The organism is Streptomyces sp. NPDC042346 (assembly GCF_055581845.1).
Window position 1 is genome coordinate 712,100 of the sequence record NZ_JBVJEH010000003.1, and the last position, 24,028, is coordinate 736,127.

The 24,028-nt window shown below is 74.7% G+C and carries 10 protein-coding genes; all 10 read left to right on the forward strand.

The window, feature by feature from the left end:
- Positions 1-97 precede the first annotated feature (97 nt).
- The 10 genes from ACZ6K0_RS16960 to ACZ6K0_RS17005 all read left to right on the forward strand — a co-directional run bounded on the left by ACZ6K0_RS16960 (position 98) and on the right by ACZ6K0_RS17005 (position 23,972).
- A complete protein-coding gene (locus ACZ6K0_RS16960) occupies positions 98-1,873 on the forward strand; it encodes an acyl-CoA dehydrogenase family protein (protein WP_376404704.1) in 1,776 nt (591 codons plus the stop codon).
- Positions 1,870-2,799 (forward strand): 4'-phosphopantetheinyl transferase family protein, encoded by a 930-nt coding sequence (locus ACZ6K0_RS16965; RefSeq protein ID WP_469228506.1) that lies wholly within the window; start codon positions 1,870-1,872, stop codon positions 2,797-2,799. Before ACZ6K0_RS16960 ends, ACZ6K0_RS16965 begins: the two co-directional genes overlap by 4 nt.
- Positions 2,800-2,991: 192 nt before the next feature.
- A complete protein-coding gene (locus ACZ6K0_RS16970) occupies positions 2,992-3,252 on the forward strand; it encodes an acyl carrier protein (RefSeq protein WP_024758534.1) in 261 nt (86 codons plus the stop codon).
- Positions 3,249-4,301: a 3-oxoacyl-ACP synthase III family protein gene (locus ACZ6K0_RS16975; protein WP_376404699.1), complete on the forward strand. Its 1,053-nt coding sequence runs from the start codon at positions 3,249-3,251 to the stop codon at positions 4,299-4,301. The genes ACZ6K0_RS16970 and ACZ6K0_RS16975 overlap by 4 nt, the downstream gene beginning before the upstream one ends.
- On the forward strand, positions 4,301-6,169 hold the full coding sequence (locus ACZ6K0_RS16980; RefSeq protein ID WP_469228504.1) for an HAD-IIIC family phosphatase: 1,869 nt from the start codon (positions 4,301-4,303) through the stop codon (positions 6,167-6,169). Before ACZ6K0_RS16975 ends, ACZ6K0_RS16980 begins: the two co-directional genes overlap by 1 nt.
- On the forward strand, positions 6,159-6,455 hold the full coding sequence (locus ACZ6K0_RS16985; protein WP_376404695.1) for an acyl carrier protein: 297 nt from the start codon (positions 6,159-6,161) through the stop codon (positions 6,453-6,455). The genes ACZ6K0_RS16980 and ACZ6K0_RS16985 overlap by 11 nt, the downstream gene beginning before the upstream one ends.
- Positions 6,452-7,207: a 2-oxo acid dehydrogenase subunit E2 gene (locus tag ACZ6K0_RS16990; protein WP_469228502.1), complete on the forward strand. Its 756-nt coding sequence runs from the start codon at positions 6,452-6,454 to the stop codon at positions 7,205-7,207. The genes ACZ6K0_RS16985 and ACZ6K0_RS16990 overlap by 4 nt, the downstream gene beginning before the upstream one ends.
- On the forward strand, positions 7,204-8,523 hold the full coding sequence (locus ACZ6K0_RS16995) for an FAD-dependent oxidoreductase (protein WP_469228500.1): 1,320 nt from the start codon (positions 7,204-7,206) through the stop codon (positions 8,521-8,523). The genes ACZ6K0_RS16990 and ACZ6K0_RS16995 overlap by 4 nt, the downstream gene beginning before the upstream one ends.
- Entirely contained in the window at positions 8,516-14,830 is a 6,315-nt protein-coding gene (locus ACZ6K0_RS17000) for an SDR family NAD(P)-dependent oxidoreductase (RefSeq protein WP_469228499.1), read from the forward strand. The genes ACZ6K0_RS16995 and ACZ6K0_RS17000 overlap by 8 nt, the downstream gene beginning before the upstream one ends.
- Positions 14,831-14,984: 154 nt before the next feature.
- The gene (locus ACZ6K0_RS17005) at positions 14,985-23,972 is read left to right on the forward strand and encodes an SDR family NAD(P)-dependent oxidoreductase (protein WP_469228498.1); all 8,988 of its coding nucleotides are present in this window, start codon (positions 14,985-14,987) and stop codon (positions 23,970-23,972) included.
- The last annotated feature ends 56 nt before the right edge of the window (positions 23,973-24,028 follow it).

The following is a 24,028-nucleotide window of genomic DNA, read 5'->3' on the forward strand; positions in this document are numbered from 1 at the left end:
CGTCCGGGTCGACTCCCGGTCAAGGCTGTCTCCAGCGTCTGTCGACAGGGTGCGAGGGATTGTCCTTTGATGCCCCCTCTGACGCCCTGGGGTGACCATGTACGAACCCGATGAACTGATCGCCGCCGCGCTAGGCGCCGATCCGCAGTGGCAGCCCGACCGGCTGACGCGCACCCGCGCCCGGGTGGCCGAGATCGAAGACGGTCTCGGCGACCCGTGGAGCCCCGACAACCCCGTCGGCCTCGCCGCCGTCCTCGCCGCCGACGACGCGGGGGAGAGCTCCGTCATCGGCGTACGGCGGTTCCAGAGCCTCGGCATGCCGGCCGAGACGGTGCCGGTGGAACTCGGCGGCCGGATGGCCGGCGTCGACCTCCTCGGCCTGCTCATGCGGCCGTTCTTCCGCCGCGACCCGGCCCTCGCCTTCAGCCACGGCTTCACGCCGTTCCTGGGCGCGCAGATGGTGTGGCTGAACGGCGACGCGCGCCAGCGTTCCCGGATGGCCAACGTCATCCTGCGCGGCGGCACGGTGGGCGTGGCCTGCCAGCGCTTCGAGCACGAGAGCGAGTTCCACGCCCAGGAGTTCACCGCCGCCTGGGCCGAGGACGGCATGCTGCGGCTGAACGGCCGCAAGGGTGCCATCAACAACGCCCACAACGCCGAGCTGATCGTCGGCTTCGTCTCGACCGGGGACGGCGCCACCGACTACTCGATCCTGATGTTCGACCCGGCGTCCGTACCGCCCGCGCACGTCCGCGCGCTGCCCCGGCACCGTACGACCGGGGTCCGCGGACTCCAGGCCGCCGGTCTCGAGTTCGTGAACTGCCCGCTGCCCGGCGAGTCCCTCGTCGGCACCTGGGGCGACGGGGTGGCGCTCAGCCTGCGCGCCTACCCGGCCGTGCACGCGGCCTTCCCCTCCATGGCCATCGGCCTCGCCGACACCGCGCTGCGGGCCGCCGTGCGCGCCGCCCAGGAGCGCGACCTCGGCACCCAGGGCGTGGTGGGCGACGCCTCGGCGCGCTCCGCGCTCGCCGGTACGTTCGCGGACCTGCTGATCGCGGACTGCCTGTCCCTGACGGCGGGCCGCTCCACCCATCTGCTGCCCGAGCAGTGCGACGTGCTGGCCGCGGTCACCAAGTACATCGTCCCGAAGATCGTCGGCGAGGCGCTCTACGACCTGTCGGCGGTGATGGGCGACGCCTTCCACGCGGAGAGCGGGCACGACGCCGTCTTCCGCAAGCAGCTGCGCGACCTGTCCACCATCACCTTCGGGCACGTCAGCAGCGCCATCTGCCAGTCCGTGATCGCCCCCTACCTGCCGGCGCTCGCGGTCGTCGACCCGGAGGCCGCCGCGACCCCCGCCGAGCTGTTCCGCCTGGAGGCGCCGCTGCCGCCGCTCGACGGCGAGCGGCTCTCCGGCTTCGGCGGCGGCGACGGGCTCCTCGACTACCTCGGGCACGCCGCCCGCCGGTTGCCCGACGCGCTCACCGGCCACCCGCACGGCGAACTGCTCACCGGTCTCGTGGCCGGCCTGTGCGCGGAGGCCGCCGAGATCCGGCGCGAGGCCGCCGGGCTCGCCGGCGACGAGGACGGGCTGCTCTTCGACACGCGGACCTTCCCCCTCAGCGAGCGGTACGCGCTGCTGCTCGCCGCCTCCGCCTGTGTCGGGGTCTGGCTCAACGCCGGCGTCGGCCCCGACGAGTTCCTCGACGAACCCACCTGGCTCGTCCTCGCCCTGCACCGGCTGCTGCGCCGGGTCGGGCGGTCCGTACCGCCGCTGCCCCGCGAGATCGAGACCCGCCTCTGCGAGGAGGTCCTGGCGCGGGTGCGCGTACCGCAGAGCCTCGACCTGTTCCGTACCGGACTCGCGGGATGAGCACACGGGGGACGAGCACGGCCGTCGTCGACCGCGACTTCCCGCCCGCGCCGAGCCGCGTCGGCGGTCCGGCCGGGCCCTGGGGGAACCTGCTGCGCGACCTGGAGGGCACCGGCTTCGGCATGGTGCACGCCTCGCTCGGCGAGTGGCGCACCCAGCTGCCGCCGGAGGAGGAGCGCAGGGAGCTCCTCGGCCGGGACTGGGAGCGGTACAGCAAGCTCGCCGGCACCCACCTGAGGGAACGATTCTTCGCCACCCGCATGCTCATCCGGCACACCGCAGCCGTCGCCCTGGGCACGGAACCGTACTCCCTGGAGCTGCGGTACGGGCTCAACGGCCGCGTCCACCTCCGCGGCTACGACCAGATCGACGTGAGCCTCAGCCACACCGCCGACCTGCTCCTCTGCGGCATCACCTCCCTCGGCGTCGTCGGCATCGACACCGAACCGGCCACCCGCCGGCTCAGCGGCCAGGACGTCGAACGGCTGATGTGCACCGAACCGGAACGCCGGAGGATCGCCCGCGCCCCCGAGGCGGAGCGCAACGGGCAGCTCCTCGGCCTCTGGACGCTGAAGGAGGCCTACAGCAAGGCGCTCGGGCAGGGACTGCGCTTCCCCTTCACCGAGTTCGGCTTCCGCATGGAAGGCGGGGAGAGGGCGGGGGAGGGGCCCGGCGAAGGGTCCGGCCAGTGGGCCGGTTACGGGGCCGGCGAAGGGGCCGTGGCGGGGCGTGCGCGGCTCGAACGCGCCGACGGCACCCTCGTCGAGGACCACACCTGGCGGTTCGCCACCTGCCCCGTTCCCGGAGGTCACGTCGCCGCCGTCGCCCTCCAGGACACCCGCCGCTCCGGCCGGCCCGACACCCGGGCCAGCACCGCGCTCAACCGCCAGATCCTGGCCGCCATCAAGCGGTCCAGGCCCGCCTGACCTGGATCTACCTGCACTCAAGGGGCCATCGAGTCACCCCAGTCAAGGTGGACGAGCCGGTGGGGCCTCCTCGGGATCCGAGGGGGTTTCACACCGCAGGCGCCCGGGTCGGGGCAGCCGGCCACAAGCCCGCTGCCCCGCCCCCGACGCGCCGGAGCGGATGAATCTGCCGTGGTGAAGGGGTAATTGACGATGGCACAACTCACCCTGCGGGAGCTGGGCGAGATCCTTCTCGAGTTCCAGGACCGGGAGTCGCCGGGAGTCCTCGACACCGGCAGCCTCGACGTCGTCTTCCAGGATCTGGGGTACGACTCGCTGGCGCTGCTCCAGACCACCGGCCGTATCCAACGCGAGTACGGCGTCGAACTGGACCGGGACGGGGTGGCCTCGGCGGAGACGCCGCGCGCGCTGCTCGACCTGGTCAACACCACATTGACTGGAGCGACGGCATGAGGCTCACCGGATTCAGCGAAGTGCTGCCGGGCGATCCCGTCACCAATCGGGACATGGCCGAGCGGTTCGGCCTGCACGAGAAGTGGCTGGACATGATGACGGGGAACCGGACCCGCTACTTCTGCGCGGCCGACTCCCCACCCTCCGTACCCAAGAGCACCGGCGACCTCGCCGTCGCCGCGGCCACCGCGGCCCTCGCGGACGCCGACGTGGACGTCGCGTCCCTCGACTTCCTCGTCCTGACGACCGCGTCCCCCGACCACCTGATGCCGGCCACCGTCAACCTGGTCGCCGACCGCATCGGGCTCAACGACGTCCCCACCTTCCAGCTCATGTCGGGCTGCGCCGGAGCCCTCACCGGCCTCTACACGGCCCGGGCGCTCCTCGCCTCCGGACTCCGCCGCGGCCTCGTCATCGGCGCCGACACCTGCCTCAACTTCTTCCCCTCCAGCGGGCAGATCGAGGCCATGTCGCCGGCCGAGCTCATCAACTTCGCGCTCTTCGGCGACGGCGCCGGCGCGGCCGTCGTCGACGCCGACCCGGACGGCCCCGGCCTCCTCGTCGAGCACCTCTTCCTGCGGACCACCGGCATGGGGCGCAAGCCCGCGCAGATCGCCCGCTGGTTCGGCGTCGAGGGCGCCCCGCTCCTCGACGGGCCCGAAGGACCGCACCGCGAGTCCTGGGGCGAGGAGGACTACAAGGCGATCGAGCACCACGTGCCCGAGCACGCCGAGTCCATCTTCAAGGAGCTCACCGCCGAGACCGGCTGGCAGCTCGACGAGGTCGAGCACGTCCTCCTCCCGCAGCTCAACGGCGTGATGACGGACTCCATCCGCAAGCGCCTCGGCGTCCGCCCCGAGCAGGCCGTCAACTGCGTCGCCGACACCGGCAACAACGGCAACGCCGTCCCCTTCATCCAGCTCAACCGGGCGATGCGGCGCATCCGCTCCGGCCTCGGCGTCGAAGGACGGCTCCTCGTCGCCAACGTCGAGTCCTCGAAGTGGATCACCTCGGGCCTCGCACTGCGCCACCAGAACGGAGCCCGGTGATGTCCGGCGACGCCCTCACCGCACTCCGCGCCCTCAAGCGCGCCGGCATCGCGGACTCCGCCGACCGGGTCCCCGGGCTCCTCCGCTCCCTCGACGACGCCCTCGACCGCGAGGCCGCCGGACTGCTCCTCGGCGGCAAGGCCGTCCGGGCCGCGCTCGCCTCCACCGGCCGGTACACGCCCGTGGCCCTCGGGCTGCTGGCGAGCGCCACCGTGGACGCGCTGCCCCACCTGCTGACCGCCGCGCTCCTCGCCGAGGGCGTCCAGCCCGAGACCGCCGCCACCGGCTTCAACCAGTGGCGGTTCGAGATCCTCTCCGGCGCCCCCAACCTCAAGGAGCCCGCCCCCGCCGTCACCGCCTGCCTCCTCGACGACACCGCCGTCTTCGAGAAGGTCGCCGACCCGCTGGACGCCGCCGAGGTGGAGGCCCGGTGCGCCGCGCTCCCCGCCGAGCTCGACGCCTGGCTGACGGCCTTCGAGGGCGCGCCCGGCGGCGTCGCCGTACTCAACACGCTGCCGCTGTCGGCGCTGCGCCGCGACCGGTACGTCGACTACGCCACCAAGGCCCGCGTCGAAGCGGCCTGGCACCGGATGAACGCCGGCATCCTCGACCTCGCCGGCCGGGCCAACGTCGTGGTGCTCGCCACGGACGGCATCGCGGAGCGCGCGGGCTCGCTCGCCGCCACCGACCGGATGCGGCACATCGCGGGCCACGCCTGGAGCGAGGAGTTCCTCGACGCGTACGCCCACGAGGTCGCCCGGGTCGTCCTGGCCCGCCTCGGCCGCGCCAGGAAGTGCCTCGTCCTCGACCTCGACCACACCCTGTGGGGCGGCGTCGTCGGCGACGACGGGATCCCCGCCCTGAAGATCGGCGGCTCCTTCCCGGGCTCCGCCCACGCCGAACTCCAGTCCCTCGCCAAGGACCTGTCCCGGCAGGGCGTCCTGCTCACGGTCTGCTCGAAGAACGACGACGCCGTCGCGCGGGAGGCCGTGGCCACCCACCCCGACATGGTCCTCGGCCCGGACGACTTCTCCGCCTTCCGCGCCAACTGGGACCCGAAGCCCGGCAACATCGCGTCGCTCGCCGCCGAACTCAACATCGGCAGCGACGCGATGGTGTTCGTCGACGACAACCCGGCCGAACGCGGCCTCATGGAGGCCCAGCGCCCCGAGGTCGCGGTCGTCGCCCTGCCGGACGACCCCGCGGGGTACGCCTCCGCCGTCGCCCGCGCCGGCCTGTTCAACCAGTTCGCCCTCACCGACGAGGACCGCGTCCGCGGCTCCCTCTACCGGGCCCGCGCCCAGCGCGACGAGCTGCGGCAGACCGCCGTCAGCGTCGAGGACTACCTCCGTGAGCTGGCCACCGAGATCACCGTCGAGGAGTACGGGGCGCTCAACGGCGGCCGCATCACCCAGCTCTTCGGCAAGACCAACCAGTTCAACCTGACCGGCATCCGCTACGGCGCCGACGACGTCGCCCGGCGCGTCGAGACCGGCCGGGCCGCCTTCTTCGGCGTCCGCGCCACCGACGCCTTCGGCGACAACGGACTCGTCGGCGCCCTGGCCCTCGTACCGGAGACCGACGGCGACTGGACGATCGAGAACTTCGTCCTGTCCTGCCGGGTCTTCTCCCGCTCCATCGAGCAGACCGTCGTCGGCCTGGTGCTCCGCGCCGCACGCGACGCCGGGGCCCCCGGCGTCCGCGGCCGGCACGTGCCCACGGCCAAGAACGGCCGCTTCGCGGACTTCTACCCCGCCCTCGGATTCACCGGGCAGGACGGCGACTTCCGCCACGACCTCACTCAACTCGCCGAACTGCCCGACTGGGTGGCGGTCGGCACCGGCGAAGGGAAGTTCCATGCCCCCTGAGGCGAACACCGACGACACGACCTCCGACCAGCTGGACGCCGCCGTGGCGACCGTCGTCGAGGCCGTCGCGCAGCTGCTCGACGTCGACGAGGACACCCTCGCCCTCGACGCCCCGCTCCAGTCCGTCGAGGGCTGGGACTCGGTCAACGAACTGCGGATCCTCGTCTACCTGGAGCGCGAACTCGGCGCCCCGCTCGACTACGACCGGTTCACCGCCGCCGAGACCCTCGCCGACCTGGCGTCCCTCGTCGCCGACACCCGGGCCGCCGCCGGAGCCCGGGCATGAGCGCCGTCACCTCGCCGCTCCCCGCCGCCCGCAAGCAGACGTACGTCTTCCTCGAAGACGCCCGGCGCACCTCGCACGTCTATCTGATGACCGAGGTCGACGCCACCGCGCTGCGCGCCGCCCGGAACCGCGCCGCCACCCCGGTCAGCTACGTCAGCTACGTCGTCAAGGCCACCGCCGACGTCCTCGCCGACTACCCGGACGCCCGCGCCGTCCTCCTCGGCGGCCGCTCGCCGAAGCTGACCACCTCGCCCGAGGTCCACGCCAAGGTCCTCTTCGACAAGACCGTCGACGGCCAGCGGTGCGTCGTCTCCGGCATCGTGCGGGACGTCCAGGCCCTCGACGTGACCGCCGTCCAGTCCGGCATCGACCACTACAAGACGGCCGACGTCGACGACCAGGGCCCCTTCGCGAACATCAAGCGGCTCCAGCGCCTGCCCCTGCCGGCCTTCCGCGCCGTCTACCGGACGATGATGCGCAACCCGGTCCGCCGGGCCGCCCTCCAGGGCACCTTCGCCGTGACCTCCATCGGCCACGAGCAGGTCGGCGCGATCCTGCCGCTCATCACCGGAACGCTCGGCCTGGGCGTCGGCCACATCGCCGACGCCCCCGTGGTGCGCGACGGCGCCGTCGCCGTCGCCCCCGTCTTCACCCTCTCGCTCGTCTTCGACCACCGCGTGCTCGACGGCGCGATGGCCGCCGAAATCCTCGCGGGCATCAAGAACCGCCTGGACAACTGGGAGTTGGCATGACCGAATCCGACCGCCGGGACAGCTCCGCCGGAATACCGGACGAGACCGACGTACTGATCGTCGGAGGAGGCCCGGCCGGCTCCCTGCTCGCCTGCCTGCTGGCCCGCCGAGGCATCCGTACCGTCCTCGTGGAGAAGCAGACCAGCCTGGAGCGCAGCTTCCGCGGCGAGACGATCGCCGCGCCGTCGGTGGCCTCGCTCAACCAGCTGGGCTTCGGCCCGGCCCTGCGCGAGCACGGCTTCCTGGAGACCACCGCCGTCACCACGATCGCCGAGCAGCGACCCGTCCTGCGCGTCGACTACTCCAAGTTCGACGGCCTGCCGCTGCCCATCGACATCCCGCAGCCCGCGCTGATCCGCATCTTCAACCGGCACACCGCCGAACTGCCCGGCCACACCTACCTCTCCGGCTGGTCCTTCGCCACCCTCATCGAGGAGGCCGGCACCGTCCGCGGTGCCGTCCTGACCCGGCGCGGCGAGAAGGTCTCCGTCCGCTCCCGCATCGTGATCGGCGCCGACGGCCGCTTCTCCAAGGTCCGCAAGGCGTCCGGTCTCGTCGCCGACGTCCAGCCGATGGCCCGCGACTTCCTCTCCTTCCTCGTGCCCCGCCCGCCCGAGTGGGGCAGCGAGGCCCAGCTCGTCATCGAGGGCGACCGCCACCTGGTGGTCCTGCCGACCTTCCCCGACTCCCTGCGCATCGGGCACAACCTGCCCAAGCGCGGTCTCGGCGACCTGCGGGCCGCCGGCTTCGAGTCCTTCAAGCGCGGCATCATGGCGATCTCCCCGCAGCTCGCCCCGCTCGTCGACGAGCACCTGCACACCTGGGACGACACCGGCTTCCTGGAGATCTTCACCGCCGAGCTGGAGGAGTGGGCCCGCGACGGCCTGCTGCTCATCGGCGACGCCTCGCACACCGCGACCCCCATCCTCGGCCAGGGCGTCAACCTCGCGATGCAGGACGCCATCACCATCGTCCCGGTGATCGCCGCGTCGCTCGCCAAGGGCGGTCAGGACCGGGTCGTCACCAAGGCCGAGCTCGCCGACTTCGTCGCCAAGCGCCGCGCCCACAAGATCCACGTCACCGGCTTCCAGCGGATGCAGGAGCGCCTCCTCGCCATCGGCGACCCGCGCGGCATCCGGCTCCGCCGCCTCCGCTTCCGGCTGCTCAACTCGCTCCCCGGCAAGTACCGGATCTTCAACAAGGTCATCAACGCCCGGCACGACATCGACCCCGTCGACCTCGCCGCCGCCCGGAACGCCCCGGCGCCCGCCCCCGCGTCCGCGAGCCCGATCCTCCAGGAGGCGAGCCGTGACTGACGTGACCGACCTGCCACAGAACAGCGACGGGAACGGCGACGGGAACGTCGACCCCGCGCGGGACATCGCGATCGTCGGCATGGCCGGCCGGTTCCCCGGCGCCCCCGACGTCGACCGCTACTGGCAGCTCCTGCTGGCGGGGGAGGAGGCGGTACGCCCCGTACCGCCCGAGCGCTGGGACACCTCCGCCCAGCTCGACCCCGTCAAGAAGATCCCCGGCATCGCCGGACTCGTCGACGACGTCGACCAGTTCGACCCCGGGTTCTTCGGCATCTCCCCGCGCGAGGCCGAGGAGCTCGACCCGCAGCAGCGCCTCATGCTGGAGGTCGGCTGGCAGACCCTGGAGGACGCGGGCATCCCCGCCTCCCGGGTCCGCGGCACCCGTACCGGCGTCTACGTCGGCGCCCTCTGGCACGACTACGAGCTGGCCCGCAAGGAGCGCGGGGTCCGGACCACCCAGCACAGCGCCGTCGGCAACGGCCTCGACATCGTCGCCGCCCGCCTCTCGTACTTCCTCGGCCTGAGCGGCCCCAGCCTCGTCGTCCAGACGGGCTGCTCCTCCGGTCTCGTCGCCCTGGACCTCGCCGTCGCCGCCCTGCGCTCCGGCGACCTCGAAGGCGCCCTCGTCGGCGGCGTCAACCTGATCCTGATGCCCGACAACTCCATCGGCCTCACCCACTTCGGCGGCCTCTCGCCGGACGGCCACTGCCGGGCGTTCTCCGCCCAGGCCAACGGCTTCGTCCGCGGCGAGGGCGCCATCAGCCTCTACCTCAAGCGGCTCGACACCGCCCTCGCGGACGGCGACCGGATCCACGGCGTCATCGTCAACAGCGCCGTCAACAACGACGGCGGCGGCCACAGCCTCGTCTCCCCGAACGTCGAGGCCCAGACCGAACTGCTCCGCCGGGTCTACGCCGACGCGGGCGTCCACCCCGACCGCCTCCGCTACGTCGAGGCGCACGGCACCGGCACCCTGCGCGGCGACCCGATCGAGGCCGAGGCCCTCGGCACCGCGCTCGGCACCGCCCGCGGCGCCGAGGCAGGCCCCCTCCTCATCGGCTCCGCCAAGTCGAACATCGGCCACCTGGAGGCGGCGGCCGGGCTCGCCGGCATCGTCAAGACCGTCCTCGCCCTCAAGCACCGCACGATCCCGCGCACCCTCCACGCCGAGGAGCTCAACCCGAACATCCCCTTCGGCGAGCTGAACCTCGCGGTCGCCAACGAGGCCGCCGAACTCCCCGCCGACGGCACCTGGTTCGCGGGCGTCAACTCCTTCGGCTGGGGCGGCACCAACGCCCACGTCGTCCTCCGCACGCCCCCGGAGCCCGCCGCCCACGAGCCGGAGCCCGCCGACCCCGGCCCGCTGCTCCTGCCGCTCACCGGACACAGCGACGCGGCCCTGCGGCAGCGGGCCGCCGACCTCCTCGCCGCCCTGCCCGAGGACCCGGCCGCGCCCGGCGCGGCCGCCGAGGTCGTCCGCCTCGCCGCGACCCTCGGCCGGGAGCGCGACCACTTCGCCGCCCGCACGGCCGTCGTCGCCGAGGACGCGAGCGAACTCCTCGACCGGCTCCGGGCGTTCACCGAGCAGCCGGAGGCCGAGCTGCCCGGCACCTTCACCGGGCGCGCCAAGGAGCGCGGCAAGGTCGCCTTCGTCCTGCCCGGCCAGGGCTCCCAGTGGGCCGGCATGGGCCAGGACCTGTACCGGCGGTCGCCGGTCTTCGCCGAGACCGTACGGCGCTGCGCCGAGGCCCTGCGCCCGTACATCGCCTGGGACCTGGAGGCCGTCCTCTCCGGCGCCGCCGGCGACGAGTGGCTCCAGCACAACGACCAGGTGCAGCCCACCCTCTGGGCCATGTCCATCGGCATCGCCGCGCTGTGGCGGGCCGCCGGCGTCGAGCCCGACGTCGTCGTCGGACACAGCCAGGGCGAGGTGACCGCCGCCACCATCGCGGGCCACCTCTCGTACGAGGACGGGGCGCGCATCATCGCCCTGCGCAGCGCGCTCGCCAAGCGCACCGCGGGCCGCGGCCGGATGCTCGCCGTCGACCTCGACGTCGAGGGCGCCCTCAAGGCGCTCGACGGCTTCGAGGACACCGTCTCGCTCGCCGTCAACAACGGACCCTCGTCCTGCGTGCTGTCCGGCGACACCGACTCCGTCCTCATGCTCCGCGAACTCCTGGAGGCCGACGGCACCTTCTGCCGCCTGGTCAACGTGGACTACGCCTCGCACTGCCACCACATGGACGAGCTCACCGACGAGCTGATCGAGGCACTCGCGCCGATCCGCCCCCGGCGCGGCGCCGTCCCCCTGATGTCGACCGTCGTCGGCCGCGAGCTCGACGGCGACTCCCTCGACCCCGCCTACTGGGCGTCGAACCTGCGGCAGCCCGTGCTCTTCGCGGACGCCATGGGCAAGCTCCTCGACGCCGGCGTCACCCACGTCGTCGAGATCAGCCCCCACCCGGTGCTCTCCCCGGCCGTGGAGCAGCTGGCCGCCACCCGGCAGGAGCCGGTGGCCGTCCTCGGCAGCCTGCGCCGCCAGGAGGGCTCCCTCGGCGACTTCACGCAGGCGCTCGCCCGCGCGTACGTCCAGGGCCTCGCGCCCTTCGGCGGGCTGCCCGCCCGGGCGGGCGCCCCCGTGCCCGCCTACCCCTGGCAGCGCTCCCGCTTCTGGCTGCCGGACGCCGTCCGCCGTACCGCGGGACCCGGCGGCCTCGCCTTCGAGTTCTCACCGGCCACCACCGAGCAGGACGTCCACGAGGGCCGCACCGAGCTGTCCCTGAACGACCTGCCGTGGCTGCGCGACCACCAGGTGTACGACGCCGTCGTGCTGCCCGGCGCCGCCATGCTGGCGCTCGCCGTCGCCGCCGCCCGGGCCCGTACCGGCGAGAACCCCGGCGCCCTGCACTCCGTCCGGTTCCGCAGCGACCTCACCCTCACCGACGAGCCGGTCCGCATCGGCGCCGTCTGGCGCGAGGACGGGGCCGCGTCGGCGGGCTTCACCCTCAGCTCGCTCGCCTCCGGGTCCGACGGCTGGACCCGGCACGCCACCGCCCGCGTCGGCGGCGACACCGCCCCCGACCTGCCCGCCTTCCCCGGCACCCCGGCGGACGCCCGGGACGTCGCACCGGACGCCTTCTACGCGTCCTGCGGCGAGCGGGGCCTCAACTACGGTCCCGCGTTCCAGGGCCTGCGCACGCTGAGCGTCGCCGAACGCGAGGCGCTCGCCGAGGTACGGCTGCCGGACCGCTGCCTCGCCGGGGTCCGCCCGGGCGAGCTGCACCCCGCCCTGTGGGACGCGGCGCTCCAGGTCACCCTGGCCCTGCTGCCCGGCGACGCCACCGTCGTCCCCACCGCCGTCCGGCGCGTCGACTACGCCCTGCCGCGCGAGGCCCACGTCTCCGCGCTCCTGGCGCACGCCGTCCGCAACGACGACGACACCTTCGACCTGGTCTGCTACGACGAGGACGCCCGGCCGCTGCTGCGGATGGCCGGCCTCGCCTTCCAGACCATCGACACGGCCACCGCCGAGGGCGTCGACCCGGCGCGCCTGCACCGCTTCGCGTTCCGGCCCGCCGAGGAGGCTCCCGAAGCCCCCGGCGCCGCCGACCGCGTCCCCGGCCACTGGGTCGTCTGCGACGCCTCGGGGCAGGGAGCCCGGCTCGCCGCCGCGCTCACCGCCGCGGGCGCCAGCATCGACGTCCTGAAGGCCGACGGAGCCGAAGCCGACACCCTCGCCGCCGCGCTCCGCGAGAGCGACCGCGCCACCGGCCTCGTCTTCCTCGCGCCCGGCGCCGACCGGGGCCTCGACGCCCAGCGCGCCGGCCTGCTCACCCTCGCCGCCACGGTCAAGGCCGTCACGGCACTGCCCGTGCCGCCCCGGACGTTCGTCGTCACCGACGGCGCCCAGTCCGTACCGGAGGACACGGCACCCGACCCGGGCGCCGCCCTCTACTGGGGCTTCGGCCGCGTCCTGCGCCGCGAGCACCCCGAGCTCGCCGCCACCCTCCTCGACGTCCGCACCACCGCCGACGACTGGGCCGAGACCGCCGCACGGCAGCTGCTCGTCGCCGACGCGGAGGACCAGGTCGTCCTGCGCGGCACCGACCGCCACGTCGGCCGGGTCGTGCGCGGCGAGGAGACCGGAGACACCGAGGGCACCGTCACCGCGCCCTGGGCCGGTCCCGCCCAGCCGTTCCGGCTGAGCCCCGACGGCACCGGACTCTGGGAGGGCCTCGCCTTCCGCCCGCACGCCAGGACGGCGCCCGCCGCCGGACAGGTCGAGGTCGAGGTCACCGCCGCCGCCCTCAACTTCATCGACGTGATGAAGGCGATGGGCACCTACCCCGACACCTCCGCCGGAGCGGGCCTCATCGGCGGCGAGTGCGCCGGCACGGTCGCCGCCGTCGGCCCCGGCGTCACCGGCCTCGCCGTCGGCGACCGGGTCGTCGCCTGCGGCTTCGGCGCCGTCGCCTCCCACCTGACCGTGCCCGCCGGGCACGTCAGGCCCGTCCCCGAGACCCTGACCGACGCCGAGGCGGCGGGACTGCCCCTCGTCACCGCCACCGCCTGGTACGCGCTCGCCGAGCAGGCCCGGCTGGAGTCCGGCGAGACCGTACTGATCCACTCGGCGGCCGGCGGCCTCGGGCTCGCCGCGGTCGGCGTCGCGAAGGCGCTCGGCGCCACCGTCATCGCCACCGCCGGCACCGAGTCCAAGCGCGCCGGACTGCGCGCCCTCGGCATCGACCACGTCTTCGACTCCCGGGACCTGTCCTGGGCCGAGGACGTCGCCTGGGTCACCGGCGGCCGGGGCGTGGACGTCGTCCTCAACTCCCTCTCCGGCGCCGCCATCGACCTCGGTCTCGCCGCGCTCGCCGAGGACGGCCGGTTCGTCGAGGTCGGCAAGCGGGACATCTACGCCTCCCGCACCATCGGCCTCCGCGACTTCGCCAAGGGCATCAGCTTCGCCGCCGTCGACGTCGCGGGGCTCATCACCCGCCGCCCGGAGCGCTTCGCGAAGCTCCTGGACGCCGTGTGGCAGAAGGTCACCGACGGCACCCTGCCGCCGCTGCCCGTCACCCCGTACGCCTTCGACCGGGCCGCCGAGGTGCTCCGCACCATGGCGCGCGGCGAGCACACCGGCAAACTGGTCCTCACCGAGCCCGGCGGGGTCACCGCCGTCGTACCGGAACCGCTCCCCGAGGGGCGGCTGCGCCCCGACGCGAGCTACCTCCTCAGCGGCGGTCTCGGCGCGCTCGGCCTCTCCCTGGCCGAACACCTCGTGGACCACGGCGCCCGCAGCCTCGTGCTCCTCGGGCGCTCCGCACCCGGCGACACGGCCCTGGCCCGGATCGGGGCGCTGCGGGAGCGCGGCGCCACCGTCACCACCTTCCCGGTGGACGTCGCCGACCGGGACGGCCTCGCCGCCGTCCTCGCCCGCGTACGGGCCGAACTGCCCCCGCTGCGAGGCGTGTTCCACGCCGCCGGTGTCCTCGACGACGCGGTCCTCGCCAACCTCACGGGCGCCCGGCTCGACAAGGTCCTCGCCCCCAAGGTGGACGGCGCCCGGCACCTGGACGCCCTCACCGAGGACGATCCGCTCGACCTGTTCGTCCTCTTCTCCTCGGTCGCCGGCCTCGTCGGCAACCCCGGACAGGCGGGCTACGCGGCCGGCAACGTCTACATGGACGCCCTCGCCCAGGCCCGACGGCACCGCGGCAGGCCCGCGCTCGCCGTCCAATGGGGCCCGTTCGCCGACATCGGCCTCGCCGCCGACGAGGCGATCCGCGGCGAACGCCTCGCCGACCACGGCATGACCGGCTTCACGGCCGCCGAGGGCTGGCAGGCGCTGTTCCACCTCCTGGACGCCCCGGGGCAGGTCGTGTCGTACGTCCCGCTGGACGCCCGGCACTGGTTCGACGCGTACCCGGAGACGGCCGCACAGCCCAGCTGGCGTGTCATCGCCGAGCTCGCCAAGGACGGCGCCAGCGGTGCGGGCGGCGGCGCCGAGGAGTTCCTCGGCCGGCTGCGCGGCTCCTCCGACACGGAGCGGCCCGTCCTCGTCGAGGGCAAGATCCGTGAACTCGCGGGCCGTGTACTGCGGCTCGAGGCGGGCTCCATCGACCGTGAAGCTCCTTTCAAGTCACTTGGGTTGGACTCACTGATGAGCCTGGAGCTGCGCAACCGCCTCGAAATGGCCTTCGGGATGAAGCTGTCGCCCACGCTGCTGTGGACCTACGGCACCACGGCGGCCCTCGCGGGAATGCTGACCGGACGCCTCGGCGGAACGGACGACGCCCACCCGTAGGACGAGTGGAGCTCCGCCCGGCTCCTGCAAACCACGTCAGTACGACATGCCGACCGCGAGGGACCTTCTTGTGACGACGCAACCGACCCATGAGGATTCGGCAGACCGGAAGACCGGTGCCGGGCGAAGCACCACCACCCCGCTCAGCCGCGCGATGGACACCATCAAGCGGCTGCGCGGAGAGCTCGAAGAGGCCCGTTCCGGGCAGAGCGGACCGCTCGCCGTCGTCGGCGTCGGACTCCGCCTGCCCGGCGGCATCGTCGACCTCGACGGCTACTGGGAGGCACTCTCCGAGGGCCGCGACCTGGTCGCCCCGATGCCCGAACACCGCAAGGGCCCGTTTGCCGCGGAGTGGGACACCCTCCCGCGCCGGGGCGGCTACCTCGACGAAGTACTGGAGTTCGACGCCGGGTTCTTCGGCATCAGCCCCCGCGAGGCCCGCAGCCTCGACCCCCAGCACCGCCTGCTCCTCGAAGTGGCCTGGGAGGCCCTGGAGGACGCGGCCTTCGCGCCGGAGTACCTCTCCGGCCTCCGGACCGGCCTCTACGTCGGCGTCACCGGCCAGGACTACCGCGACTGGCAGCCCGCGGGCCAGGAGGACGCGTACTGGCTCACCGGCAACGGCCACTGCTTCGCCGCCGGCCGCATCGCCTACACCATGGGCCTGATGGGCCCGGCCGTCGCCGTCGACACCGCCTGCTCGTCCTCGCTCACCGCCGTCCACCTGGCGGGGCAGGCCCTGCGCCGCGACGAGTGCGACGTCGCCATCGCCGCCGGCGTCAACCTGATCCTGTCGCCGCGCTCCACCCGCCTCATCCAGCAGACCAACTCCCTCTCCCCGGACGGTCTCTGCAAGACCTTCGACGCCCGCGCCAACGGCTTCACCCGTGGCGAGGGCTGCGGCGTCGTCGTCCTCAAGCGGCTCTCCGAGGCCCTGCGCGACGGCGACCGGGTGCACGCCGTGATCCGCGGCAGCGCCGTCAACCAGGACGGCCGCTCCTCCGGCTTCACCGCCCCCAACGTCCGCGCCCAGATCGCCCTCATCCAGGCCGCGCTCGACGACGCGGGCCTGACGCCCGCCGCGATCGGCGCCCTGGAGGCCCACGGCACCGGCACCGCGCTCGGCGACCCCATCGAGGTCGAGGCGATCGTCGAGGCCCTCGGCCGCCGCGACGGCGGCGCCCCGCTGCGCATCGGCTCCGTCAAGACGAGCATCGGCCACCTGGAGGCCGCCTCCGGCATCGCCGGACTCATCAGGGGCGTCGCGTCCGTCAAGCGGCGCGCGGTCCCGCCCGTCGTCCACCTGGACACCCTCAACCCCCGCATCGACATCGCCGACACCGGCATCGAGTTCCCGCGCGGCGAGACCCCGTGGACCGGCGAGGACGGCGCGGGCGACTGCCTCGGCATCAGCTCCTTCGGCATGAGCGGCACCAACGCCCACGTGGTCCTCGGCCCGCTCACCGCCGAGGAACTCGCCGCCCCCGCGACCGGCTCCGCCCCCGTCACCGGGTTCGAGATCACCGCCCGCAGCGAGGACGCCCTCCGCGCCTGGGCCGGCCGGCTCGCCGAACGCGTCGCCGAACTCCCCGAGGACGCCTACCCGGCGTTCGCGTACACCGTCACCGAGGGCCGCGCCCGCCACGCCGTCCGCGCCGCGATCACCGCCGGAGGCCCGGCCGACGCGGCCCGCGCCCTGCGCGCCCTCGCCGCCGGCGACACCACCGACGAGGCCGTACGCCTCGACGGCACCGCTTCCCCGGCCGATGCCCTCCCGCGCCAGGTCGCCGACCTGCCGGCCTACCCGTGGGAGCGGGTCCGGTACGCACCGGAGACGGCCGCCCCGGCGACGCTCCGTTCGGCCGCCGCTGCCGACACCGCCGCCGACTCCGCCACCGCCGACTCCGCCACCGCCGTGGAGCCGCTGCCCGCGCTCGCCGTCGAGTGGATCCCGTACACCCCGGCCGCGACCGCCCCCAACACCCCGCTGGTCGTGGCCGGGGACGACAGCGCCGCCGTCGCCCTGCTCGCCGAGGCGGCCCGCACCGCCGGCCGTACCGTCACCGCCCTCGACACCCTCCCCGCCACCACCGAGGAGTGGGCCCGGGTCCGGGGCGAGCACGGCGGCGACCTGCTGCTCGCGCTCGCCGCCGCCCCGCTGCCCGGCACGCTCGACGCCGCCGCGCCCACCGCGCACGCCGCGGCCCTCTGCGCCGCCGCGACCACCGCCGTCCGCGCCCTGCCCGCCGGCACCGGCCGGGTCCACCTCGTCACGGCGGGCGTCCGCCAGGTGACCGGCTCCGACCCGATCGCCGCCGCCGACCACGGCGTCCTGCACGGCCTCGCGCCGGTCCTCGCCCTGGAGTTCCCCGACACCTGGGGCGGGATCGTCGACCTGCCGGCCGTCCCGACCGCCGCCGACGCCACCGCCGCCCTGGCGGCGCTCGCCGACGGTTCCGCCGAGGACCTGATCGCCGTCCGCGCCGGCGCCGCCCACGCCGGGCGCCTGCGGCCCGCCGCCGAAGCGCTGCGCCCGCTGCCCGTCCGCCCCGACGCCACGTACCTCCTCACCGGCGGGCTCGGCGCCATCGGCACCGGACTCGTCCGCGACCTCGCCGCCCGCGGCGCCCGGCACCTCGTCCTCCTCGGCCGCCGGCCCCAGGACGAACTGCCCGCAGAAGCCCGCGAGTTGCTTGCCGAGCTCACGGCCTCCGGCGTCCAAGCCGTCTACGCCTCCGCCGACACCGGCGACGCGGCCCGCCTCACCGAGGCCCTCGCCGTCCTCGACGGCCTGCCGCCCGTCCGCGGAGTGGTGCACGCCGCCGGCAGCATCGACCGGCTGCCGCTCGCCGAGGCCGACGCGGACACCTTCGCGACCGCCCTCGCCGGCAAGTTCACCGGCGCCGCCTGGCTGCGCCTGCTCGCCGCCGACTGGCCGCTCGACTTCCTCGTCCACCTCTCCTCCGTCTCGGCGGTCTGGGGCACCGACGGCTACGGCGCCTACGCCGCGGCCAACGGCGGCCTCGACGCCGTCGCCGCGCTCTGCGCCGCCGAGGGCATCCCGGCGACCAGCGTCGCCTTCGGCCCCTGGGACCTCGACGGCATGGCGAGCCCCGAGGCCCGCGCGCTCCTCGCCCGCATGGGCGTCAGCCCCGTCGCCCCCGCCGAGGGCTTCGCCGGACTCGCCGGAAACGGCACGGGCGCGCACACCGTCGCCTGCCGCCTGGACGCCGAGCGCTTCCGCACGGTCATGAACTCCGTACGAGCCCGGCCCCTGTTCGACGGCCTCACCGGGGCGGACCCGGCCACCGACGCCACGCCCGACACCCCGACCGAAACCCCGGCCGCCGCCTTCGCCAGGGAACTCGCCGAGGCCCCCGAGCACCGCCGCCCCACCCTCGTCACCCGCCGCACCCGCGAGGTCCTCGCCGGCATCCTCGGCCACGACGACGCCACCGCCCTGCCCGAGACCACCGGCTTCCTCGACCTCGGCCTCGACTCGATCATGGCCGTCGACGCGGCCGCCGCGCTCACCGAGACGCTCGGCGTCGACGTCGGCATCGGCGACATCTTCGGCCACCCGACCGTCGAGCGGCTCTCCGCCGAACTGACCGGCCGCCTCGCCGGCCGCACCACGGCCCCCGCGCCGCGCAAGGCCCCGGCCGCCGCCCGCCCCGCACCGGCCCCGGCCGCCGAGGTCACCCCGGCCGCCGGACAGCACCGGTCGACCGACCAGGAGCCCATCGCCATCGTCGGCATGGCCGGCCGCTTCCCCGGCGCCGACTCCGTCGAGGAGTTCTGGTCCCTGCTCGACGAGGGCCGCGACGGCGTCGGACCCGTCCCCGCCGACCGCTGGGACACCGGCACCCTCCACGACCCGGCGGGCGCCCGACCCGGCTCCATCTCCACCGACCAGGGCGGCTTCCTCCGCGACATCCGCCGCTTCGACGCCGCGTTCTTCGACGTCCCGGCCCGCGAGGCCGAGAGCCTCGACCCGCAGCAGCGCCTCCTCCTCGAAGCCGCCTGGCACGCCCTGGAGGACGCGGGCACCGACCCGAAGTCCCTCGCCGGCAGCCGCACCGGAGTCTTCGTCGGCATCTCCAACTCCGACTACGCCCGCGTCCTGGAGAGCGGCGGCCTCGAACCCCTCGACGCCTACTTCGCGACCGGCACCGCGCTGAACGCCGCCGCCGGACGCCTCTCCTACTACCTCGGCGCCCAGGGCCCCGCCCTCGCCGTCGACACCGCCTGCTCGTCCTCGCTCGTCGCCCTCCACCTCGCCGTGCGCTCCCTGCGCTCCGGCGAGACCGACCGGGCCCTCACCGGCGGCGTCAACGTCATCGCCGCACCCTCCTGCTCCGTCGCCGTCAGCCGCGCCCACATGCTCGCCCCCGACGGACGCTGCAAGACCTTCGACGCCTCCGCCGACGGCTTCGTCCGCGCCGAGGGCTGCGGAGTCCTCGTCCTGCGCCGCCTCTCCGACGCCCTCCGCGACGGCGAGCAGGTCCTCGCCGTCATCCACGGCAGCGCCGTCAACCAGGACGGGGCCTCCTCCGGCTTCACCGCCCCCAACGGCACCGCGCAGCGCCAGGTCATCCGCGCCGCACTCGCCGACGCGGGCGTCGAAGGCGCCGAGATCGGCTACCTGGAGGCGCACGGCACCGGCACCTCGCTCGGCGACCCGATCGAACTCGAAGCCGCCTGGGACGTGTTCGGCCCCGGCCGCCGACCCGGCGAACCGCTGCTCATCGGCTCCGTGAAGAGCAACATCGGCCACTGCGAGTCCGCCTCCGGCATGGCCTCCGTCTTCAAGACGGTCCTCGCCCTGCGCAACGGCCGCATCCCCGGCGACCTGCACTTCGAGAACCCCAACCCGCACGTGCCGTGGCGCGACATGAACGTCCGCGTCGTCGACTCCCGCGCCACCTGGGCCCGCGGCGACGCCCCGCGCCTCGCCGGCGTCTCCGGCTTCGGCTTCTCCGGCACCAACGCCCACGTCGTCATCGGCGAGGCACCCGCCCCCGCCGCGCAGACCCCGCCGCGCGACGCCGCCGACGGACTCCTCCTGCCGCTCTCCGCCCCCGACGCGGCCGGTCTCGACCGGCTCACCGAGCAGTGGCGGCGGACCCTGGAGGAGACCCCCGAGGAGGCGCTCGCCCAGCTCACGGCCACGGCCGGCGCGGGCCGTGCCCATCTCCCGGTGCGCCGCGCCGTGTTCGGCCGCGACCGCGAGCAGCTGCTCGCCGCGCTCGCCTCGGCGACCCCGGCCGCCGGCCCGGTCAAGGCGCCCAGGGTGGCGTTCCTCTTCTCCGGCCAGGGCGCCCAGTACTTCGGCATGGGACGCGAACTGTACGAGACGGAACCGGTGTTCAGCGCGGTCTTCGACGCCTGCGACCGGGCCCTCGCCCCGCACCTCGGCGACTCGCTCCTCAACCTGGTCTTCTACGGCGACGACCCGACCGTCGTCAACCAGACCCGGATCACCCAGCCCGCCCTCGTCGCCCTGGAGCTGGCACTCGCCGCGCTCTGGGAGTCCTGGGGCGTCCGCGCCGTGGCCGTCATGGGCCACAGCGTCGGCGAGATCGCCGCGGCCGTCCACGCCGGGGTGATGAGCCTCGACGACGGCATGACGCTGATCGCCCACCGCGCCCGGCTCATGCAGTCCACCGCACCCGGCGGGATGCTGTCCGTCCCGGAGGACCCGGAGACCGTGGCCGCCTGGGCCGCCGAGGCCGGAGTCGACGTCGCCGCCGTCAACGGACCGCAGTCCGTCGTCGTGGCCGGCCCCTCCGACCGGCTCGACGCGCTCGCCGAACGCCTGCGGAACCAGGGCGTACGGTGCCGTCCGCTGACCGTCTCGCACGCCTTCCACTCCCGGCTGATGGACCCGGTCCTCGACGAGTTCCAGCAGGCCCTCGCGGGCCTGGAGTTCGGCGCCCCGAAGCTCCCCGTCATCGCCAACGTCACCGGCACCGAGGCCGGCCCCGACACCTTCACCCCCGCCTACTTCGCCGACCACATCCGCCGGCCCGTCCGGTTCGTCGAAGGCGCCCGCGCGCTGAGCACCCTCGACGTCGACGTGCTCCTGGAAGTCGGCCCCGACCGCACCCTCGTCAACCTCGTCCGGGCCGCCGGACTCACCCCCGACGGCGGCTCCACGCCCTCGCTGCGCCGCGGCGGCCAGGACCGCGCCGTCCTGCTGGGCGCCGCCAAGACGCTCTACGAGCGCGGCCAGAGCCTCGACTGGACGAAGATCACCGGGACCCGCACCGACCGCGCCGCCGCCCCCCGCTACCCCTTCGCCGACACCGCGTACTGGACCACGGCGGGCACCCGCGGCGGCACCGCCACCGGCTCCGCGGCCACCGGGGCCTCCGGCTCCCCGGCCGCCCGCGCCGGCGCCGGACGCCACTGGGGCGCCGAACTCCGCTCGCCCGGCCTCACCGGCCGCGCCTTCTCCTTCGAGCGCAGCTCCGGCTTCCCCGCGTACCTCACCGACCACCGCCTCTACGGCACGGTCGTCACCCCGGCCGCGTCCCACCTCGCCACCGTGCTCTCCGCCCTCGGCAACGACGGCAGCCCCGTCGTCGTCCGCGACCTGATCTGCCCGCGGGCCCTGGTCATCAAGGACGGCGAGGAGTACGAGGCCCAGATCGTCGTCGACCGGCCCACCGCCGACGGCGGCGCCGAACTCTCCGTACAGAGCCTGCTCGACCCCGAGCGCGGCGTCTGGCAGAAGCACATCGGCGGCCGGTACTCCAGCAGCCCCGAGGCCCACCGCCCGCCCGCCGAGAGCCGGACCGCGTTCATCGACTCCAGCGACCGGCACCTGACCAGGGCCGAGTTCTACGACTACTTCCGGGAGCTCGGCTACACCCTCGGCCCGTCCTTCCAGTGGATCGACGAGGTGTGGATCCGGGGCGACGAGGCACTCGTCCGCTACACGATGCCCGAACTCCCCGACGACCCGGCCGGATACGAGCTGTACCCGGGCCTGATCGACTCCTGCTTCCAGAGCATCGCCGTCTTCCTCGTCGACGACGGAGCCGTCGAGGCGCCCTCGCTCGCCATCCCGTTCGCCGCGAAGGAGCTCTCCTTCCACGGCCGCCCGCTCGCCGAAGGCGGCGAGCTGTGGGGCCGGGTGCGCGTCCTGCGCGCCGAACCCCTCCCGAACGACCGGCTGCGCGTCGAGACCGCCGACCTCCACCTGTACGCCAGGGACGCCGTCACCGGCGCCGAGCACAGCGTCTTCACCGCCGACGAGTTCCGCATCCGGCACGCCTCCCGGGCCGTCCTGGAGGCCAGCCTCCGCGGCGACGGCCTCGTCCACACCCTGGACTGGGCGCCGCTCCCCGAGACCCCGGAGGCCGGCGCGAAGCTCGGCGTCCTGGTCCTCGCGGACGATGCCTCCAAGGGCGGAGCCCCCGAGCTCCTCGCCGCGCTGACCGCCGCCGGACACCGGGCCGTCGTCCACACCGGCGACCTGCCCGCCCACCCCGACGCGGACCTCGTCCTCGACGCCCGCTGGGCCGTCCCCGGCACCGGTGACGCGCCCGACGCCCTGCACGCGGCCCAGACCCTCGCCGCCGGCCTGCGGACCCTCCCGCAGACCCAGCCGTACCTCCTGGCCGTCGACGGCTCCGCCGGGCGGGCCCCGCTCCGCGAAGCCCTCTTCGGCATGGCGACCGCCCTGGAAGCCGAGCAGGCCGACCGCCGCCTCACCCGGGTCCGGCTCGACGCCGCCCACTCGGCCCGGCCCCTCGCCGAGCTGATCGGCGCGCTGCCCGGAGAGACCCGGCTCGCGCTGACCGACGACGGCGTACGGGCCGCCCGGCTCGTCAAGGTCGCGGCCGAACCCGACGGGGACCGGCCCGCCGGCGGCGCGCTCGTCACCGGCGGACTCGGGGCCCTCGGCCTCGCCGTCGCCACCGCCCACGCGGCCCGGGGCGGCGACCGCCTCACCCTGATGGCCAGGTCCGCTCCCGGCGAGACCGAGCAGGGCGTCATCGACGGACTGCGCGCCTCGGGCGTCCGCGTCACCGTCGTCCGCGGCGACGTCACCGACCCCGCCGACGTGGCCGCCGCCGTCGCGGCCGCCACCGCCGACGGACCGCTCGGCACCGTCTACCACCTGGCCGGCGTCAACGCCGACGCGGCCTTCGGCTCCCTCACCGATGCCTCGTACGAGAAGGTCTTCCACGCCAAGGCACGCGGCGCGGACGTCCTCGCCGAGGCGATCACCGGACACGACCCGCAGGCCCTGGTGCTGTTCTCCTCGGTCTCGGCCGTCCTCGGCGCCGCCGGACAGGCCAACTACGCCGCCGCCAACGGCTACCTGGACGGACTCGCCGAACGGCTCCGCGACCGGGGCGTCCCCGCCGTCAGCGTCAACTGGGGCCCCTGGGTCCCGGAGGCCAAGGGCGGCATGGCCGCCGCAGCGGCCGTCGAACGCGCCGCGGGCCGGCTCGGCATCCGCGCCCTGTCCGACGCCGACGCGGCCGCCCCGCTCGCCCTCGCGACGGACGCGCCCCTGGCCCGGCTCGTCGTCGTCGGCCTCGACCCCGCCCGGTACGCCGAGCAGAACGCCGGCCACGCCCGCGCCGCCCTGGTCGCCGAACTCACCGGCCCGGCCCCGGCCGCCGAGCGCTCCGGCGCCGACGCCACCGCCGAACCGGCGGGCTGGATCACCGAGCGGCTGCGCGGCACGGACGAGGAGGAGCGCGAGCACGTCCTGCGCGCCGCCGTCCGCTCGCTCGTCGCGCGGATGCTCGGCTCCGACGACGGACTCCCCGCCGACGGCTCCGCCGACGCGGAGGGCTTCTCCGAGCTCGGCCTCGACTCGATCATGGCGATCGACCTGCGGGCCGCCCTCGCCCACGCGATGGGCAAGGACCTGCCCGCCACCGTCGCCATCGACCACCCGAGCGTGCTGTCGATGAGCGAGTTCCTCCTGGCCGAGGACGCCGCGTCGCCGGCCGCCCTCGCCACCACCACCCCCGCACCGGCGACGAAGCCGGTGTCCGCCCTGGTGCCCAGCACCGCCGACACCCCGCAGGCCGGGCCGTCGTCCGAGGAGCTCGACGAGCTGTCCCTCGACGATCTGCTCCAGGCCGTCCACGACGACCTCTCCCAGGAGCGGTGAGCAGGCGATGAAGGCGATACCGACCCCGATACCCGCGCACACGGCGACACCCACCC